The 17,776-nt window shown below is 60.0% G+C and carries 17 protein-coding genes; 12 read left to right on the top strand and 5 right to left on the bottom strand.

Annotation, left to right across the window (positions count from 1 at the left end; genetic code table 11):
• Nucleotide 1 precedes the first annotated feature (1 nt).
• The 3 genes from SH292x_RS09215 to SH292x_RS09225 all read left to right on the top strand — a co-directional run bounded on the left by SH292x_RS09215 (nt 2) and on the right by SH292x_RS09225 (nt 3,198).
• Nucleotides 2-652, top strand: a complete 651-nt coding sequence (locus tag SH292x_RS09215) for a response regulator transcription factor (protein WP_442485310.1) — start codon at nt 2-4, stop codon at nt 650-652.
• A 69-nt stretch (nt 653-721) separates the two neighbouring features.
• On the top strand, nt 722-1,780 hold the full coding sequence (gene hisC / locus SH292x_RS09220; RefSeq protein WP_442485311.1) for a histidinol-phosphate transaminase: 1,059 nt from the start codon (nt 722-724) through the stop codon (nt 1,778-1,780).
• 230 nt (nt 1,781-2,010) lie between these two features.
• Nucleotides 2,011-3,198 (top strand): hypothetical protein, encoded by a 1,188-nt coding sequence (locus SH292x_RS09225; RefSeq protein WP_442485312.1) that lies wholly within the window; start codon nt 2,011-2,013, stop codon nt 3,196-3,198.
• Here the strand turns inward: SH292x_RS09225 and SH292x_RS09230 are convergent.
• Both SH292x_RS09230 and trpE read right to left on the bottom strand, forming a co-directional pair.
• Nucleotides 3,195-3,755 carry a YqgE/AlgH family protein gene (locus tag SH292x_RS09230; RefSeq protein WP_442485313.1) on the bottom strand — a complete coding sequence of 187 codons (561 nt, stop codon included), beginning with the start codon at nt 3,753-3,755 and terminating at the stop codon, nt 3,195-3,197. The two genes, SH292x_RS09225 and SH292x_RS09230, sit on opposite strands and share 4 nt — an antisense overlap.
• Before the next feature lie 45 nt (nt 3,756-3,800).
• Nucleotides 3,801-5,342: an anthranilate synthase component I gene (gene trpE, locus SH292x_RS09235; RefSeq protein WP_442485314.1), complete on the bottom strand. Its 1,542-nt coding sequence runs from the start codon at nt 5,340-5,342 to the stop codon at nt 3,801-3,803.
• A 256-nt stretch (nt 5,343-5,598) separates the two neighbouring features.
• Between trpE and SH292x_RS09240 the strand changes: the two genes are divergently transcribed.
• From SH292x_RS09240 to SH292x_RS09255, 4 genes are all read left to right on the top strand, one after another.
• On the top strand, nt 5,599-6,132 hold the full coding sequence (locus SH292x_RS09240) for a UvrB/UvrC motif-containing protein (RefSeq protein WP_442485315.1): 534 nt from the start codon (nt 5,599-5,601) through the stop codon (nt 6,130-6,132).
• Between the two features lie 60 nt (nt 6,133-6,192).
• Nucleotides 6,193-7,284 (top strand): protein arginine kinase, encoded by a 1,092-nt coding sequence (locus SH292x_RS09245; protein WP_442485316.1) that lies wholly within the window; start codon nt 6,193-6,195, stop codon nt 7,282-7,284.
• Nucleotides 7,285-7,492: 208 nt separating this feature from the next.
• Nucleotides 7,493-8,128, top strand: coding sequence for a hypothetical protein (locus tag SH292x_RS09250; RefSeq protein WP_442485317.1), 636 nt, complete (start codon nt 7,493-7,495; stop codon nt 8,126-8,128).
• Nucleotides 8,129-8,297: 169 nt separating this feature from the next.
• Complete coding sequence (locus SH292x_RS09255; protein ID WP_442485318.1) at nt 8,298-10,664, top strand: penicillin acylase family protein; 2,367 nt, start codon at nt 8,298-8,300, stop codon at nt 10,662-10,664.
• A 79-nt stretch (nt 10,665-10,743) separates the two neighbouring features.
• Here the strand turns inward: SH292x_RS09255 and SH292x_RS09260 are convergent, their stop codons facing one another.
• The gene (locus SH292x_RS09260; RefSeq protein WP_442485319.1) at nt 10,744-11,547 is read right to left on the bottom strand and encodes a polyphosphate kinase 2 family protein; all 804 of its coding nucleotides are present in this window, start codon (nt 11,545-11,547) and stop codon (nt 10,744-10,746) included.
• Between the two features lie 244 nt (nt 11,548-11,791).
• Here SH292x_RS09260 and SH292x_RS09265 point away from each other — a divergent pair, with 244 nt between their 5' ends.
• Nucleotides 11,792-12,895: a methyl-accepting chemotaxis protein gene (locus SH292x_RS09265; protein WP_442485320.1), complete on the top strand. Its 1,104-nt coding sequence runs from the start codon at nt 11,792-11,794 to the stop codon at nt 12,893-12,895.
• 1 nt (nt 12,896) lies between these two features.
• Here the strand turns inward: SH292x_RS09265 and SH292x_RS09270 are convergent, their stop codons facing one another.
• Nucleotides 12,897-13,085 carry a CPXCG motif-containing cysteine-rich protein gene (locus SH292x_RS09270; RefSeq protein WP_442485321.1) on the bottom strand — a complete coding sequence of 63 codons (189 nt, stop codon included), beginning with the start codon at nt 13,083-13,085 and terminating at the stop codon, nt 12,897-12,899.
• A 198-nt stretch (nt 13,086-13,283) separates the two neighbouring features.
• Between SH292x_RS09270 and SH292x_RS09275 the strand changes: the two genes are divergently transcribed.
• The gene (locus SH292x_RS09275) at nt 13,284-14,060 is read left to right on the top strand and encodes a hypothetical protein (protein WP_442485322.1); all 777 of its coding nucleotides are present in this window, start codon (nt 13,284-13,286) and stop codon (nt 14,058-14,060) included.
• Between the two features lie 59 nt (nt 14,061-14,119).
• Here SH292x_RS09275 and SH292x_RS09280 read toward each other — a convergent pair whose 3' ends face one another.
• On the bottom strand, nt 14,120-14,968 hold the full coding sequence (locus tag SH292x_RS09280) for a fatty acid desaturase family protein (RefSeq protein ID WP_442485323.1): 849 nt from the start codon (nt 14,966-14,968) through the stop codon (nt 14,120-14,122).
• 674 nt (nt 14,969-15,642) lie between these two features.
• On the opposite strand from SH292x_RS09280, the gene SH292x_RS09285 reads away from it, so the two are divergent.
• The 3 genes from SH292x_RS09285 to SH292x_RS09295 all read left to right on the top strand — a co-directional run bounded on the left by SH292x_RS09285 (nt 15,643) and on the right by SH292x_RS09295 (nt 17,517).
• A complete protein-coding gene (locus SH292x_RS09285) occupies nt 15,643-16,035 on the top strand; it encodes a hypothetical protein (protein WP_442485324.1) in 393 nt (130 codons plus the stop codon).
• 2 nt (nt 16,036-16,037) lie between these two features.
• On the top strand, nt 16,038-16,409 hold the full coding sequence (locus SH292x_RS09290) for a hypothetical protein (RefSeq protein WP_442485325.1): 372 nt from the start codon (nt 16,038-16,040) through the stop codon (nt 16,407-16,409).
• 109 nt (nt 16,410-16,518) lie between these two features.
• A complete protein-coding gene (locus SH292x_RS09295) occupies nt 16,519-17,517 on the top strand; it encodes an isocitrate/isopropylmalate dehydrogenase family protein (protein ID WP_442485326.1) in 999 nt (332 codons plus the stop codon).
• Nucleotides 17,518-17,776 lie beyond the last annotated feature (259 nt).

The raw sequence follows: 17,776 nt of genomic DNA on the forward strand, positions 1-17,776 counted from the left end.
CATGGGCACATCATCGCTACTGGATCAAATGCCTACGGATGCAATGCGGCAAATGCCGGTGACGCAGCGAGTGGTGCATGTGGTTGACGACGATCCGGACTTCTGTGCCGTGCTGAAGGCGCAGTTTACGGGGCATGATACCGCGGTCGAAGTCTACCAATCGGCAGATCATTTTCTGTCGACCTACCAGCCGCGCGAGGTTGAATGTGCGGTAGTCGATCTCAAGATGCCCGGCATGACGGGACTCGACCTGCAGGAGGCACTCCGAAGGAGATTTCACCACTTGCCCCTGATTGTCGTTTCGGCCTATGGCAAAACGGCCGATGTGGTGCAGGCAGTTCGCAACGGAGCGATCGACTTTCTCGAGAAGCCGGTTGATCTCGTGGCGTTGAACGACACCGTGCAGACCGCCCTCGAACGCGACCGCCACCGAAAGCAGATGCGCGCAACTCGCGACCAAGCCGTGTGGAAGCTCTCCGGCCGCGAGCGGCAGGTGCTGGGGCTGTTCCTCGACGCCAGGACCACCGTCGAAATCGCCCGTGAGTTGGGCATCAGCCCTAAGACGGTCGAGAAGCATCGACTTCGTATCTTCGAGAAGACCGGTTTCAACAGCATTCCGGAGCTGATGAAAGCTTTTCTAAGCGACGAGTAGCGGGTTGCCTTGCAGGAAGCGGGGCGATGGATTCAACTGGTGGATTGGAAACGATCTACCTTTGTCCCCATGCTCTGCACCTCCATGTTTCGCGACGCCATCCAGAAGATGACAGGCTATACGCCCGGCGAGCAGCCTCGCCTAAAGAAGGTCATCAAGCTCAACACCAACGAGAATCCGTATCCTCCTTCGCCCAAGGTGGTCGAGGCGATCAAGCAGGCGGCCGCGGCGGGATTGCAGAAGTATCCCGATCCGATGGCGGGGGCGTTTCGGAGTCGCGCCGCCGAGGTGCTGCAGAAGGACCTGCCCGCGATTACGCCCGACTGGATTCTTTGTGGTAATGGTAGCGACGATCTGCTGACGATCATCACGCGTGCGATTGTGGGCGAAGGGGGCGTGGTTCGCTATCCGAGCCCAAGCTACATCCTCTACAAGACGCTCGCCGACATTCAGGGTGCGACCGTCGAGGTAATTGACTATCAGTCTGACTGGACGCTGGCGGAAGATTTTACGCGGCCCCTCGAAGGGCTCCGACTTGCGTTTCTGGCGAACCCCAACAGCCCGAGTGGGACCACGCTTTCACCGGCCGAGGTTGCCCGCCTCGCGGCTGCACTGCCCTGCCCCATCGTCGTGGACGAGGCATACGTTGACTTTGCCGAGACCAATTGCCTGGCTTTGGTGGCAGATAATCCTCGTGTGATCGTCACCCGGACTCTAAGCAAATCCTACGGCTTGGCTGGCCTTCGTTTTGGGTATTGCGTGGCGCAACCGCAGGTCATCCAGCAGTTAGCTAAGGTGAAAGACTCTTATAACTGCGACGCACTCTCCATAGCCGCCGCCACCGCGGCGATCGACGACCAGGCCTGGCTGGCCGACAATCTCGCCAAGGTGCTCGCCACCCGCGAGCGGCTGGCGGCCGGCATGCGATCGAAGGGATTTCAGGTCACCGAGTCCGAAGCCAATTTTGTGTGGTGCACCGATCCTAGTCGCGATCTGCGTTCGCTTTACGAGACGCTCAAAGAGTCGGGCGTCCTAGTTCGCTACATGCCTTACCCCGGTTGGCCTGAGGGGATCCGAGTGAGCGTCGGCACGGACGACCAAGTCGAAGCCTTGCTGGCGATGCTGTAGCCTTCGCTTGCTAGCAAAGCCTGGGGGTTTGCGAAAACTTTGCCATTTCTAGCGATGGTACTGGCCCCATCGCTGCACCGTGACCGATCTATCTTGCGTAAGCGGTGCAATGGGTCGTGCGCGGACGGCGTGCGCGAACGCATCGGCGGCTGAGTGACTTGCCTCGACGGCGTGGTTGCCCGGCCAGTATGGGGGGGAAGTTGGATATGGCTTGGTGGAACATTGCGCGCATGCTCCTTTTGGCGGGAGCCGTAGTGATTGCCTCGGGGCAAGTGGCCCGTGCTCAAAGCACGGCGTCTGCACCTCCGATTGACCAGACGGAGCAAAATCCGCCTGGCACTTCAGCTGCTTATCCTGGTGGCGACTATTATCAGCAGCTAGGCGCGGCGGGCGTCGAGTGCTGCGGCGGTAGCAACTGGGGCTGTGGCGGCTCGCCCTACCGCACGGGGCCCGGCTGCGGCGACGACTGGATGGTCGGGCCTCGCTGGCGCGTCGCCGTTGATGGTGTGATCATGTTCCGCGAAGAGACCAACCTCGACGCCCTTGCTGGCGCGATGGGCGTTACACTCGCCGACGCGGAGCAGTACGAAAACTTCGATCATGGTGCCGGCATACGGCTTCTGGTCGCAGCCTACTGGCCTCAGTGCAAGAACTACGAATTGGTGGCTCAAATCACCGCCGTTGAAGAGTGGAACGCCAATATCGTGCTGCCCGTGGAATCGAGCCCGCCGATTGTCGGTCCGCCCGTGATCGTGGGTGTCGACGAGCGTCGCACGCTGACGTACAACTCGAGCCTAAATACCGTCGAAGTGAATTGCCAGGCGCTCAATACGTCGGTGTGGAAGCCGTACGCTGGTATCCGCTACTTCGGCTTGGACGAGGTGATCGAAGACCGCACTAACCAGTACGCGAGCCATCCTCTCGCCGTGACGCAGACGGCTGTAACCACCTCCGAGCTTTACAGCACGCAGGTCGACAACAACTTGATTGGCTTTCAGCTCGGTCTTCGCCGAGACATGTGGAAGATGTCGCGCAAGGTCTACGTGGAGGGCTTCGTCAATGCCGGCGTGTACTGCAACTTGATCAATCGTGCCGACACGTTCCAGGCCGTTACCACGACACGTACCGTACTCGAAGATAATCCTGGCACAACGACCGTCAACGAGACGGGACAGATCCAGACCCTGCGAAACGCCACGGGCAATCGCGTGAAGGTCGAGCGGGCGCGGATGGCGTTTGCAGGCGAGGCGTCGTTGTCGCTCGTTTGGAAGGTCAACAGCTGCTGTGCCCTACGCTCGGGCTACCAAGTGATGATGATCAACGGCGTAGAACTCGCCGACGACGCCTTCCTGGGAGTCACCGAGTCGGAAGACCTGGTGTACCACGGTGGCTTCGCCGGTTTCGAGTACCGCCGCTAGTTCCAGTTGGGGTCGGGTGGCAAATCGTCGGGCGAAACGCCCGGCAGCATGATGCCCAGGGCAATGCGTTTGAGGACCTTGTTCCACAAGCGGTCGAAATGGGCCTCGTCGCCAAACACATCGTCGAGGCGGGCATCGACTACGTGCCAGCCGCCGGCCTTTAGCTCGCCCTCGAGTTGTCCCTCGCCCCACCCCGAGTGGCCGCTGAACAATTTCAGCCGGGTATCAGGCGTGTGGACGAGTTGCTGAATGACATCTCGCTGCACCGACATGTAGACGCCCGGTATCACCTGCTTCTCACCCAACTCTTCCATTGCGTGAACCGCGATCAGTGGTCCAGGCACCGGGCCTCCGAGGTAGACGAACTCGTCGTTATCCACCAGGCCTTCGCCAAGCGACTCCCAAACGTCGCATACGGTCTTATCCGACGGTCGATTGAGCACTACGCCGAGCGCCCCCTCGTGCGAGTGTTCAAGCATTAGCACGACCGTCCGCGCGAAATTGGGATCGCGTAGGTGCTTCGAGGCAACCAGCAGTTTGCCACCGATGAAACTCACGTGAGCGTGGCCTCCGATACCTATGTCCGCAACCGTCGTCGAAACTTAACGCTTGGAGTCCGCTTCGCGGCGCTCGGTGATCTCGATCGCCTTCAATAGCCCGCGGGCTTTGTTCAGCGTTTCCTGGTACTCGGCGGCGGGGACACTGTCGGCGACGATGCCAGCTCCCGCTTGGACGTACGCCTTGCCACCGGTGACGACCAGTGTTCGCAGAGCAATGCACGTATCCATGTTGCCCGCGAAGTCGATGTAACCCACCGCTCCCGCGTACGGTCCGCGGCGATGCGGTTCGAGCTCGTCAATCACTTCCATCGCCCGCACTTTCGGTGCGCCAGACACGGTGCCGGCGGGAAGGCAGGCCGCCAGAGCGTCGAAGGCATCGCGGTCGTCGGTAAGCTGGCCCGTCACGTTCGACGTAATGTGCATCACGTGGCTATAACGTTCAATGACCATCACGTCGGAGATTTCTACCGACCCGTACTTCGCCACCCGGCCCACGTCATTGCGGCCTAGATCCACCAGCATCACGTGTTCGGCACATTCCTTGGGGTCGGCGAGCAACTCGTCGGCGAGGGCTTGGTCTTCTTCTTCCGTCTTGCCACGGGGACGGGTGCCGGCAAGAGGGCGAACCGTCACTTTTCCGTCCACAACGCGGACCATGATCTCGGGCGAGCTTCCGACGAGCGTTGATGATGGTGTTCGCAAGAAGAACATGAAGGGGCTCGGGTTCACCACTCGCAGCGTGCGATACACCTCGAAGGGATCGCTTACCAGCGGCAGTTCGAGTCGCTGGCTGAGCACCACCTGGAAGATGTCGCCCGCGCGAATGTATTCGACACACTTCTCTACCGCCAGCTCGTACTCGGCTTTGGTGAAGTTGGCCTTGTAGTCGATGGCCACGTCGCCCCCCGTCGCAATGTCGACCGGCTTGAGACCGGCAGGCTTGGTCGATAGCTTCTCGACTAGGCGGTCGACGCGGCGGCAGGTTTGTTCGTAGGCTTGCTTGGTGTTCTGTCCATCGACTTTAGCGAGTGCGATCACCAGCACTGTCTTGGTCACGTTGTCGAACACCACCATGTGGTCGAAGAACGCAAAAGCCATGTCGGGCAGATGGCGGTCGTCGGTCGGGGCGTTCGGCAGCCGCTCGACGTAGCGAACCGTGTCGTAACCGGCGTAACCAACTGCTCCGCCGACGAACGGTGGCAAGCTAGGCACTTTGGCTACGCGGACGGCGTTGACGCGTTTTCGCAACTCATCGAGGGGATTAGAACACTCGAACGTCTTGCTCCTGGCAGCGGAGTCGCCTGTGTTCTCGCCGAGTTCCGCGGGCCTACCGAACTCGGTCGCTGTCACCGTGGTGCCGGACGCTTCGAGCAGCAGATAGGGCTCGCTCGCGACGAAGCTATACCGGCCGACCTTTTCTCCGCCGATCACGCTCTCGAACAAACATGCCGATCGCCCATCGTCGATGGCACGAAAACCAGTGACGGGCGTCAGCGAGTCGCTCAGCAAACGTCGGCACACCGGCACGTAGTCGGCCGTCGCAGCAAGGGCTTTAAATTCGTCGAACGTCGGAAAATGAGGCATAGCGAACCTTGAATCACGGGCCCTTCGGCAGCACGCCGGACGCCTCGTCAAACGACCCTGCCGTGAGGTTCCAGCCTAGACCACCGCGCGGCGGCCTGCAAGCGGTCGCGGCTGCCCTATCTACTTGCGCCGCAAAGGTTTGGCGACGCCCTGCCAGCGTTCACTCACCTTGACACTCCCCCCCTCACCGATAGAATCCCATTGGACACTCTTCCTTTTAGTTCTGCCGAGCACGAGAGCGACCTCCGCTACTGCCATGAAATGCCAAAAGTGCGACAAGCAGGCGACCTTTCACATCACCGATCTGGTGGATGGCGAGCCGAACGAGTTGCACCTTTGCGAAGATTGTGCCCAGTCGTTCCTCGCCCCAGCGGTGAGCGACGCCAGTGACGTGATGCCGGCTATGGCAGGGTTGCTCGCGCAACAGCTCGCTGTGGGCGAGACCGCCGAGGAGCTCGCGCGACTCGATAAGCAGGTCTGTCCGGTATGTGGTATCAGCTTCCGCGAGTTCCGCAAGCAAGGCCGACTGGGTTGTCCCCACGACTACACTTGCTTCTCCGAGGAGCTTGAACCGCTGCTAATGAACATTCACGACGAGACCCGGCATGTCGGCAAGGTGCCCAAGGGGTTTGGCGCGAATGCCGAGCAGCAGACACAGCTCATCCGTCTCCGCCGGGAGATGAAAGAGGCCGTTGCTCGCGAAGACTACGAAAAGGCTTCGAAGCTCCGCGACGAGATTCGCGGCATTGAGGAGACGCGGCAGCCGCCTATGCCGCCGAGCACGGCGTAAGCCGCGAGTTGATGCTGCGTTTCCTGTACCCTTCCTATTCGCCGCTGCCAGATCACCTTGATGCCTCTGAACTTTGAAGAACTTGTCGGCGGAAGTGGCGAATGGCTCAAAGGGTCGGGGCCCGAGTCCGATATCGTCATTTCGAGCCGTATTCGTCTGGCTCGCAATCTGGCCGAGTTCCCCTTCATCGCCCGCGCGACGCCGGCGGACCGTAGCGAGATCGAGAAGATTTTGCACGCCCGTATTGCCGCGTCGAGCGACTCGAAGAAGTTTCCCGGCGAGCTGATGTACGTCGACGTTAGCCTCTTGCCCGAGATCGACCGGGCCTTCTTGGTCGAGCGCCAACTCATCAGCCGCGAACTGTCCGAGAGCGAAGGGGCCCGCGCAGTCGCCATCGACAAACGCGAGCAGTTTAGCGTGATGATCAATGAAGAGGACCATCTCCGCATTCAAGTGATGCATAGCGGCCTCGATCTTCAGTCGGCGTGGGACCAGATCAACGTGCTGGACGACTTGATTGAAGAGCAGGTAACCTACGCCTACAACGAGAAACTCGGCTATCTCACCGCTTGCCCCACCAACGTCGGCACCGGCATTCGTGTGAGCGTCATGCTTCACCTCCCCGCGCTGGTCATCACCCGCCAGATCGATAAAGTATTCCGCAGCCTGCAGAAGATTAACCTAGCCGTCCGCGGTCTGTACGGCGAAGGCTCGCAGGCTATGGGCGACTTCTACCAGATATCGAACCAAGTGACGCTCGGCCTGAGCGAGCAAGAGCTCATCAAGAAAGTGTCGGACGTCGTGCCGGTGTTGATCGACTACGAACGCCAGGCCCGCGAGTTCCTGGTCCGCGAGAGCCAAGAGACGCTGCACGATCGTGTGAGCCGTGCCTACGGCATCCTTCGCAACGCCCAAACCATCAGCAGTGAAGAGACGCTGCATTTGCTTTCGAGTTTGCGGATGGGGGTCAATCTCGGATTGATTGGCGATGTAGCGATCCCGACCGTCAACAAACTGTTCGTCCACACGCAGCCGGCTCATTTACAGAAGCTCGCCGGCATGGAACTCGACTCGTCCGATCGCAATATTGAACGGGCGAGCTACCTCCGTCGTCACTTGGGTGGCGAAGGACAGAAGTCGACGCAGAATTAGAAGCATCTCGCATTCCGCCCGCGAGCGGGGCCCGTTAGGGCCCTGGTGGCCAAAAAGTCGACGCATAATCGGCGACGACACGCATTTCCCCGAGCATTTCGCCACCTCTTCATCCAAACACACTACCCTGGCCTGTTAAATTGGGTAAACGCGGTTTACCGCGCCAAGGGGGGCTAAGGTGGTTGTTCCCTCTCGTCGAACGCTTACCATGCGCTCGTTCAGCCAAGCGGCGCTGTGCCACTTGGCGACTAACGACAAGCGGATAGAGACGGAGGTTACGATGCAGATGGGCTACTTTGGTGCAGCGACTTTGATGCTGGCCAGCTTGATGCTCGGATCGACTACGATGGCGGCCAACCCGCACGGAATCAAACTGAATCCGGGCGAACGACTCGTCGCCATCGATGGAGTGCCGGTCGACCAACTGTCGGCCAAGGATATGCCGGCGGTCACCACCGCTGGAGGCAAGGAAGGAAAGAATACCGATGGCGAACCTGTTGCGACCAACATCGTCGGCAACTTGGTTCGCTCGGGTCAATCGTTTAGTCACTCCGACGGAGTGACGGCACTCGATAAGGCCAACGCCGAACGTCGACGCGAAGGTCAGCGGGCACTGATTCCGGACGCCGGCTTGCAGGCACTCGCGCTTCGCAAGGCGACTATCGCCGCCCAGCGTGGTTACAAGAACCACATCGGCGGTTCGCTCGGCGGCGCGAAGTGCGAAGGGGTTGGCTACACCAATGGCCGGTTCCTAAGCTGCTGCCTCGACGAGCCCGGCACCTATGGCGGTGCCGCCATGGTCCAAGGCCGCGACGGTTGGTATTGCTGCCTGCTGGTTCGCTAATTGCTCGGCGACAATCTGAAACCCACCCAAGGGCCCCGGCGACAAGCCGGGGCCCTTTGCATGCGCGAACGGCAAACTCGACGTTTTATTGCGTCACGGCACGCCGTGGGTTATCCTGCGCGCGGCTTGGATGCTCCGTCGATCTTCTAATTACACCAGGAACTTCGTTATGTACTTGCCACGTCAACAAGCATCACGCGCCCTGGGGTTACTGGTAATCCTTACCTTGGGGAGGCCAACACTCGCTGCAGAAGTAGAAATTCTCCGGGATCCGTGGGGCATCCCTCACGTGTTCGCCGATTCGGACGAAGGTGCCATGTACGGCCTCGGCTACGCGACCGCCGCGGATCGCGCATTTCAAATGACCTACTCGCTGCGAATCATTCAGGGTCGACTGTCGGAAGTCATCGGCGACGTTCAGAAGCTCGGTCGCGATGAGGGTTCCATCGACCATGACAAGAAGATGCGAACCTTCGGCTTCTATCGCGCGGCGAAGATCACGGCCGACAACCTGGACGACGAAACGAAGGGATTGCTGGCTGCCTATTGCCGTGGAGTGAACGACTACTTCGAACAGCATCGCGGCGAGATCAATCCGATGTTCGCAAAGATAGGACTTAAGCCCGAACTTTGGACGCCTGCCGATTGCTTGGCGTCATGGTGGCACCTTGCGCAGTTCTTCGCTACCGATGGCACGCGAGACCTGATGGTGAGCCGGCCTCGAAATGCCGAACAAATGGCCCTCATGCAGCCCCCCGCCGGACTCTCGCCGATGCCACCCGACGAGGCACCGGCGGTGGTGCAGCGCAGCGACGTTTCCGACGAATGGGTCGCGAAAGTGAACGAGTACGCCAAGGCGCGCGGAATGGTGGACGTGGGTGAGAGCCCCGAAGGCCCCAAGTTCAGCCACGCCTGGGTTGTGGGAGGCAAGAAAACCACGACCGGCTCGTCGGTCTTGGTGAGCGATCCGCAAACCGCGGTTCGCAATCCTTCGCTGTTCTACGAGTACCACGTCCATGGAAAGACGTTCAACGCTCGCGGCATGGGAGTGCCCGGAAGTCCGATCATCCTCATTGGCTTTACGGACCGCGTGGCGTGGGGCATGACGGCACTCGGTGCCGACCAAGCCGACTTGTTCGTGCTGCAGACCGCCCCCAGTCATCCAAATGCTTACAAGTTCGATGGCGATTGGCGTGCCATGCAGGTGATCGACGAACCCATTGCCGTTAAAGGCAAAGAGGCGATCGACTTCAGCGTTCGCCAAACCCACCTCGGTCCGATCGCCACGGCGTACGCCTTTGCCCAGCCAGGAGATGGCGAGGTGGCGCTCAATCGTATTCCGATGTGCGAGCCGACCCGCGACACCATCCAAGGTGCGATTGCCATGATGCGTGCGCAGGATGTCGGTGAGTTCGACGATGCCCTCGAAGATTGGCGGTTTCCGAGTGCCAACGTCGTGTTTGGCGATCGTGCGGGGAACATTGGGTATCGCGCGATCGGTGCCATTCCCGTGCGCTCATCGAACGATCCCACTCACGGCCGTGAGGCCCGCCCTGCGCGAACCATGTCGGACGACTGGCGCGAGTACGTGCCCCACGAACTCGCACCGCAAGTGATGAATCCCCAGGCCGGCTACTTGTACAGCGGCAATCATCGCACGATCGGCGCTTGGTACCCCATTCCGTTTGGGGCGATGACTGGCATGGGGGGCGACACCGTCCGCTCGTGGCGGCTTCGCGAACGGCTCGACGAACGCCAGCAGTTTACGCCCGGCCAGGTCAAAGCGATCCACTTCGAAAGCACCAACCCCGCCCGCCGCGACATCGTCGCCATCGGCCTCTACCTTCGCGAGCACAACCCAGACAGCCTTTCCATCGAAGCACTGCAGGCACTCGCCGAGCTCGAACCGTGGTACCGCGATGGTGCCTCTTCGTCGCTCAAGAAGGAAGGCTCGGCGGTGGCGATGGAACTCAACACGTTCTTCCGGTTCGTCAACACGCCGCTGGCGTTCGTGTACGGCGGCGGCGAGTCGGGCATCGCGTACTTCCTAAAAACCACTACCGCCAGCATCGCGAACGATCCCGATCCAGAGCTCGACGAGTACACCCAGCAGTTCATCGACGCGTCGCTCGCGTCCGCGTGGTTCGCTTGCTTAGAAAAATACGGCGAAGATCCCAGTACTTGGCAGCAACAAGCTCGCGAGGCAGTGACAACGCAGCGCCTGGGGTTCTACGAAAGCCTCGATGGCTTCCCGGCCCTTGATGCTCGCGAGTCCATTGAGCTCCCTTCGCTCGAGATCATCGACGGCGGAACCATCGCCTGCCAGACGGCCCAGTCCTACACCCAGTGGGTGCCGATGCACGATCCCGATCTCGCCGAAACAATCCTTCCCATTGGTCAATCGGAACGCACCGACGCGAAGTCTCGGCTGAGCACGTTCGACCTATGGTCACGCCGCGAACTGCATCCCGCGCCGCTATCGCGCGAGAAGGTGGAGCAGTTAGGGGTGGAGCGAAAGACGCTAAAATTCGACTAGCCTTCGTCGATCGGAAGACTGATTGGGGGGAGTACCCAATAGCCGACGAGCTACGCCTCGTCGGACTGCGCTTTTTTCGTCACTCCACCCGAATCCCTTCCAGCCCCTCTTCCGCCTCCGGAAACTTCGGATCGAGCCGCTCTAGCGTTTTCAGCAGTAGTGTGCTGACCACTAGGTTGCGGTACCACTTCAGGTCCGAAGGAATGATGTGCCACGGGGCGTGCTGAGTGTTGCAACGCTCAAGTGCCACGCGGTACGCCTCTTGGTAGTCGTCCCATAGCTTTCGCTCGGCGAGGTCGCCCTTCGAGAACTTCCACCGCTTTTCGGGATCGTCGAGCCTCGCTTGTAGGCGCTCGCGCTGCGCGTCTTTGCTGATGTGCAGGAAGCATTTGACGATTGTCGTTCGGCCTTCGGTCAGCATTCGCTCAAATTCGTTGATCCGCTCGTATCGCGTGGTCCATTCGCTCTCCGGAACCAGGTTGTGGACGCGGACGATGAGCACGTCTTCGTAGTGCGAGCGGTTGAAGATGCCAATCTCGCCGCGACGTGGAACTTCGCGGTGAATGCGCCACAGGAAGTCGTGGTCGAGCTCCAGCGAACTCGGCTGCTTGAACGAAACGATTTGGCAGCTTTGCGGATTAATGCCTGTCATCGCGGTGCGGATCGTGCCGTCTTTGCCGGACGTGTCCATTCCTTGCAGCACCAGCAGCACAGCGCGGTGGTTCTCGGCGTAGAGCTTGTACGCCAAGTCGCGGCTCTTTTCAGTGTTTCTCTTGATTTGCTTGGCGGCCGACTTTTTGTCCCACACCCCATCCACCTTGGCCGGATCGATGGCGGCGAGATTGACGTGGTGACCAGGCTCGATGGTGATGGGTTGGCACATGGCGACGGAGTTCGTGGGGTGATAGCGGTTGTAGAAGTCGCGCCGACAAGGTGGAGCAGTGGATTGTGGAAAGCCTTAGTTTATTGGGTTTGCCGCAATGGTGTACCCCATGCCTGAACTAGCTTTTGTTCAACTCCCCTCCGAATCGTGCCTGTTCGCCCCTAAGAGCGGTCTCCTAAGAATAGCTCGCTTCGCGGTGGAAATACCGCTTGTGTACTCGATTCCAGCCCCGCCGGTCGTTGCCATGCCCGCCACCCTTTCCCCCGCCGCTGTACCCACAAGTGAACTGGCCGTAGGCCTCGCGAAGGATTCTGGAGTGCTTCACCGCGATCCGCTGCAGCAAATGGTGCACAATCTGTCCGACACCATGGACGCGGCGATCGAAGAAATCTGCGACATCAACGCCGACACCAAACTCCTGAGCCTCAACGCCCGCATCGAGGCCGCACGTGCCGGTAAGCTCGGCGCGGCGTTTGGCGTCGTGGCTTCCGAGATGCAGGCCCTTGGCGCGAAGACCGCCGAAGTAGCCGAAGACCTCGCCTCGCGAACCAAACGCACCATCGACGACCTGATGCAGCACATCGGCTCCAGCGTCCGCGGCACACGGTTGTCGGACCTGGCGCTCACTTGCATCGACTTGGTCGATCGCAACCTTTATGAACGAACTTGCGATGTCCGCTGGTGGGCGACCGACAGCAGCATTGTCGACGCACTCAGCGAGCAGACACCGCAGGCATTCGAGTACGCCGCGCGACGCATGGGAGTGATTCTCAATGCGTACACGGTGTATCACGATTTGGTACTTGCCGACTCCGAGGGGCGAATCGTCGCCAACGGTCGCCCCGGTCAGTTCGCCTCCGAAGGAGTCGATGTGCATCAAGCCGAATGGTTTCGAACGGCGATGCGAACTTCGAGCGGAGATCAGTTCGGGTTCGAGTCGGCGCATCGCTCCCAGCTTGTCGATGGTAAGAGTGTGCTTTCGTATTCGTGCTCGGTCCGCACCGACGGCAACGCGAACGGTCGCATTCTTGGTGTTCTAGGCGTGTTGTTCAATTGGGAAGACTTCGCTCAAACCATCGTCGAGAAACTGCCACTCGCCCAAGCTGAGAAAAGCGTGACCCGCTGCGTGCTGTGCGACGAACAGGGACGAATACTCGCCGACTCGCAGGGCGAGCAACTCATCGGCACGCTCGCGCTACCGAACATGGACGAGCTTTTCGCCGAGCCCAAGAACTTCACCACCACGCAGTTTGGCGGCAAGCTGTGCTCGATCGCTCACGCCCAGGCCCCCGGCTTCGAAACCTATAGCACTGGCTGGCACGCCGTGATTATTCAGCCCGTGGCCTAGTTCACTCTGGTTCTGCCCAGCAACGTGGCTCGGCGTCAAACTCCTCGTCGAACTCCACATGGATCACGTTCGGCGAGCAGCACACCGGGCAATCTTCGACGTACTCCTGCGACGAACCCTGTGACAGGTCGAGCGGAATGACGATCTCCTCGCCACAGTGGTCGCAAACGTAAGACAGCTCGTCGTGCATGATTTGGTAGGTCGCTAAGTCAGTCGCGTGGCTGGGGTCGAGGTCAGCGAGCCCCAGGAGACAGCCTCTGCCGGGCGGGGGTTATCCCCATTCTGCTTATTATTTGCGTCGCAGCCCCGGTCCCCAAGTGGATATACTACTGCATTGGTGCGGTTTTTGGGTGGGCAGTTGATTCTAAGCTTGTGAGGAGTGGCAACAGTGATGAGTATTGGCGTGTCGCGTTTCGCCGTTTTGTCGGCCGTTTTCCTGCTCGCCCTCTTCGCCACCCCTGGCGCAGATGCCCATGTTGGCCGGCGGATTCAGGTTAGTGTCGAGAACGGCAAACTCGTCGGCCAGGGAGCAAATTCCAATCCCTCCGCTCCCGACTTTGGCGTCCGGACCTATCCCGGGGCGGTCCACGACCATTGGCAGGCCAACCCGCTCGACTCGAACGCGGCGTTTGCCTTCTCGCCCGAGTTCGACATCCTCAGCCCCGTCGCCGGTCTGCAAGACTACCCGCTCTACCTCCACTGGGAGTCGACGCAGAAATGGGTAGCCCCGCCAATGATGCCCATGCCGGACACGGTACCCGTGTTTCAGTCGCTCTCGCCGGGCGAACTGATCGCCATCGAAGCCACCGGCTCGACCATGGCCAACTCCAACGCGCTCGGCGACTTGTTGCTCCACGCCTCAGTCCCCGCCGCAGGTAAGTCCGACATCGGACTGCTCTACGCACTCAACCGCAGCCCCGCCGGCTCGCTCTACGTGCTCGAGTTCACGCTCCACTCCGGCTCGCCCCACATCGCCCCGAGCGACAGCATCTATCTGGTGATGTCCCCCTACATGACCGCCCCCGGCGGCAGCCTCCACCACGCGGCGATCTTCTTGGAGGAGTACTTGGGGACGCGCTCCGTGGTGCCGGAGCCGAGTGCGATTGTCCTATCAGCCTTCGCCCTCGTCGGCTTCGTCGTTCATCTCCGCCGGCCTCGCGCGTAGCGGAGCTCTCTACTCATCGTGGTAGGTCAGCAGTCCAAAGGCCGTCTATGGGACACGGTTCATTCTTTTGGGGTGCGCAAGCTCTCGCTGCGTAGCCCGGGTACCAGCGGGCTAAGAATTAGGGTCTTGGTGAAGTAGACGACAAAGCTTTTGTGGTTCAATCGCAGATCCACATGCTGGTAATCGCTAGTGTGCAGTCGTCGCAACGTCGACCAATGGGCCGCAGGGTGGTCGTGGTGGGCGGTGTGAAAGCCGATGTTGAACCAAAACCAGTTGATAACGCCGGTAAAATTGCGTGCGTAGTTCGCCTCGGACTGATCGTCGCAGTGGGCGTGCTGAAAGTAATTGGATGCCAACAGCCAGTGCCAGCCGACCGCCTGAGGCACCAGCACGAACAGTAAGAATTTTCGCCAATCGACCGCCGCAAGCACGCTCCATGTCGCGAAAATCATCGAAAGTTGCAGCAGCAAATCCCGTGAGAAGCGACTTCGCTTTGGCAGGCCTTCGACAAACTGCTGCCAGAACATCGGGACCAGCACCGCGAAGGCTTGGAATGGGTGGAGGACGTAACCCCAGAAGTGATTGTGATCGCCACCGAAGCGATAGGTGCGCGTGACATCGAGCGGACCATGCTGGTGGACATGGTGGTTCTTCAGGTGCCCGCTCTCGACCATCGCACTTGGAATCGCCGTGAGCACGCTGATCAGATAGTTGGTGGCGCGGTTGAGAGGTTTGCTTGTCCAGATTCCAAGATGAATATGGTTGTGGTGAATAATCTCGAGGCCGACGGTGACGAACAGCAACACTCCGAAGAGAACCCAAGAAAACCCAAACACCCACTGCACGGCGATCAGCGCCACGTAGAGCACGAGGTAGAGCAGCGATTGAAGGTCGCGAGGGTTCCTCATCGAGTCAACTGTGCTACCTGTCTGACCGCGGATTGGAAGGAGGCGTTGGGCGGCACCACCCGCCGGAACCCTTTTTATAGTAGGTGATCCCTCCGCCAGGTAACACTGGCGGCTCGAACTTTACGAATCTCGCGCGAACCTCTCCCCTACCCTGCCGGTCTGTCCAGTCCGGCGAGTGCGTGAAAAGCCTGCGTAGGACCAAAATCCTGCGATTTTTCGCGCTGCGGTGTTCGGACTCGCCGACTATAGTGAGGTTACTGGGTCGCACTGACGCAGTGCGACGGACTGTTTGGCCCCCGCCTCGGTGTCTCTGGCATTCACCTTGGCTCGCGCCTGGTCTTATTTTGGAAGGAGGTGGTACTTTGTACGACAGTTGTTTTAGTAGCCAGCGAGGTGGCTTAACCTGACGATGACCGACGGGTTGTCCCCAACAGGACAGCCACCACCTGCTTCTGAGAAAAAGCTGCCCCTCTTTCAAATTTAGAGTGAAAGCGGTGCGGTGCTCAGAGCAACAATACGCAAGGCTCGGTTTCTCCTTCGGGAGGGGCCGAGCCTTGTTTTTTTGACGCGTTCGTTTCCAATGGTTTGGGTGAGCCGGTAGCGTCAGCGCCCGGAGCAGAGTCACGGTCTCCCTTCATTCAACTCCGGGCGCTTACGCTTCCGGCTCGCCCAACATGTCCGCCGACGATCCCCTCGAACAGCAACAAACCCTCACCGAGTCGAGCCTTGCGCTGCTATTCGAAACCTACGACGAGGCCATTTCCCGCAAGGTGAAGTCGCCAGTCATCATGCTGGTGGACTGCGAAGACGAAGTTGGCAGCCTGATCGCCCGCGCGTGGCTGGGGGACGATGCTGTGGACGACGCCATCGCCAACAACGAGGGCTCCGAGACCACCGTCTACGCCCGCGCCGAAAGCTGGAACCAGTCCAAACAGCATGTGCCTGTGACATTCGACTACCTGGCCCCAGTGTTCGAAGAGAGCCCTCCAGAAGAAGGCTTTCTGGTGATCAGCATCACGGCGGGCGGCGCGAGTGCGCTCACGGTGCCGATGGATGCGAGGGAGTAATTGTGCAGAAGTTCGCGATTGGCTCAAGCTATCTGTTTAATCAAGGCACTGAGCCCGCCTTTCTAGGCGGTTTGGAGCTTCAACTGCGCAGGGCGGTGGCAGGACAGGGAAAGGTTAGCGTGGACTTTTTGAGTTCGCCTAACGACGGCGCGATCCCAGAGTGTTTTGACATATTCGTGCAAGAGGCGCTACGTGGAGTTCAGGAAGCTAGCGAAAAGCTTGGCGTAAAGCTTGAGGATTTCGAAATCCACCTTTCGCGATTTGCCTATCACGACGTTGATTCCGCACCGAATATCTATCGGCAAACCGCGGAGTACGCATTGAAATCGGCCTTCGATGCGTGGAACGCGAGTCCGCTACCGAAAACTCAGTGATTGAAGTAGAGTTTGGTAAGCAAATGCTTGGTAGTCTTAAAACGGACGCACGTATGTTTCAGGCTATTTGAGACCCCAACTTCCAACTTCGAACTCTCAACTACACTTCATGTACAACATCGTCTTCATCCCCGGTGATGGAATTGGTCCCGAAGTCGTCCAGGCCGCGATGCGCGTGGTCGATGCGTCGGGGGTGAAAGTCAATTGGCAGCAGGCCGAGGCGGGGCTCGCCACGTTCGAGGCCACCGGCGATCCATTGCCGCAGGCGACGCTCGATGCGATTCGGGCTGCCGACGCGGCGATCAAAGGTCCCACGGCCACCGCGAGCGGCGTCGGGTTTCGCAGCGTGAACGTCGCCCTCCGGCAGAAGCTGGAACTCTACTCCAACTACCGCCCTGCCCGTTCGATCCCCGGCATCAAATCGCGCTACGACGACGTTGACCTGATCGTCATCCGCGAGAACACCGAAGGCCTCTACAGCGGCATCGAACACACCGTAGTGCCCGGGGTCGTCGAGAGCCTCCGCATCATCAGCGAGAAGGCCTCGCGGCGGATCGCCAAGTTCGCCTTCGATACCGCGCGTCGCCAGGGACGCAAGCGAGTCACCTGCGTCCACAAGGCGAACATTTTGAAACTTTCCGACGGACTGTTCCTCGACACCTGCGCCAAGGTCGCCGCGGATTACCCCGACATCCAGTTCGACGACTGCATAGTCGACGCGGCGGCGATGAAATTGGTAATCGACCCGCACCAGTTCGACATGCTGGTGATGGAGAACCTGTTCGGCGACATCCTTTCCGACCTCACCAGCGGCTTGGTGGGCGGCCTTGGCGTGACACCAAGCGCCAACGTGGGCGAAGCCGGTGCGGTGTTCGAAGCCGTGCATGGCACCGCGCCCGACATCGCGGGCAAGGGTCTCGCCAACCCCACGGCACTCATTTTGAGTACGGTGTTGATGCTGCGTTACTTGAGCGAAGCCGAAGCCGCCGACCGCGTCGAGAACGCGGTGCGGCAAGTGATAGCCGAGGGCAAATCGCTCACCGGCGACCTCGGCGGCAAAGCGTCGACCACCCAGTACACCGACGCCGTGCTGGCAGCGATGGCGTAGCATCGGACGTGCATTTTGGCTTCGTTGGGGTATTTCCAGGACTTTGCCGCAATAACGGGCAAACTTCTTTGCGAATTCTTGGAAGAATTCTGGACCCTTTGGTCGCTCGGAAGCATCTAAGTTAGTTGATGGAGCTATCCGTCCGCGCCTATACTGGCGGCTGGCCGACGGCGGCCGACTACTTTTTGCGAAGGGGGCTTCGAGTGCGACGGACAGCCAGGCGGCACGCTCATCCATTCATTACATCCGTTCGGCAACC

The organism is Aeoliella fuhlenseeensis (genome assembly GCF_052161615.1).
Classification (GTDB): Bacteria; Planctomycetota; Planctomycetia; order Pirellulales; family Lacipirellulaceae; genus Aeoliella.

What these genes read in the sequence shown, in the direction of transcription:
- SH292x_RS09240 (WP_442485315.1), top strand. Translation starts at nt 5,599, where the DNA reads ATGAAATGCCAAAAGTGCGACAAGCAGGCGACCTTTCACATCACCGAT.
- SH292x_RS09280 (WP_442485323.1), bottom strand. Translation starts at nt 14,968, where the DNA reads ATGAGGAACCCTCGCGACCTTCAATCGCTGCTCTACCTCGTGCTCTAC.
- SH292x_RS09265 (WP_442485320.1), top strand. Translation starts at nt 11,792, where the DNA reads ATGCCCGCCACCCTTTCCCCCGCCGCTGTACCCACAAGTGAACTGGCC.
- SH292x_RS09295 (WP_442485326.1), top strand. Translation starts at nt 16,519, where the DNA reads ATGTACAACATCGTCTTCATCCCCGGTGATGGAATTGGTCCCGAAGTC.
- SH292x_RS09225 (WP_442485312.1), top strand. Translation starts at nt 2,011, where the DNA reads ATGCTCCTTTTGGCGGGAGCCGTAGTGATTGCCTCGGGGCAAGTGGCC.
- SH292x_RS09270 (WP_442485321.1), bottom strand. Translation starts at nt 13,085, where the DNA reads ATGCACGACGAGCTGTCTTACGTTTGCGACCACTGTGGCGAGGAGATC.
- SH292x_RS09245 (WP_442485316.1), top strand. Translation starts at nt 6,193, where the DNA reads ATGCCTCTGAACTTTGAAGAACTTGTCGGCGGAAGTGGCGAATGGCTC.
- SH292x_RS09255 (WP_442485318.1), top strand. Translation starts at nt 8,298, where the DNA reads ATGTACTTGCCACGTCAACAAGCATCACGCGCCCTGGGGTTACTGGTA.
- SH292x_RS09215 (WP_442485310.1), top strand. Translation starts at nt 2, where the DNA reads ATGGGCACATCATCGCTACTGGATCAAATGCCTACGGATGCAATGCGG.
- SH292x_RS09285 (WP_442485324.1), top strand. Translation starts at nt 15,643, where the DNA reads ATGTCCGCCGACGATCCCCTCGAACAGCAACAAACCCTCACCGAGTCG.
- SH292x_RS09250 (WP_442485317.1), top strand. Translation starts at nt 7,493, where the DNA reads ATGCGCTCGTTCAGCCAAGCGGCGCTGTGCCACTTGGCGACTAACGAC.
- trpE (WP_442485314.1), bottom strand. Translation starts at nt 5,342, where the DNA reads ATGCCTCATTTTCCGACGTTCGACGAATTTAAAGCCCTTGCTGCGACG.
- hisC (WP_442485311.1), top strand. Translation starts at nt 722, where the DNA reads ATGCTCTGCACCTCCATGTTTCGCGACGCCATCCAGAAGATGACAGGC.
- SH292x_RS09260 (WP_442485319.1), bottom strand. Translation starts at nt 11,547, where the DNA reads ATGTGCCAACCCATCACCATCGAGCCTGGTCACCACGTCAATCTCGCC.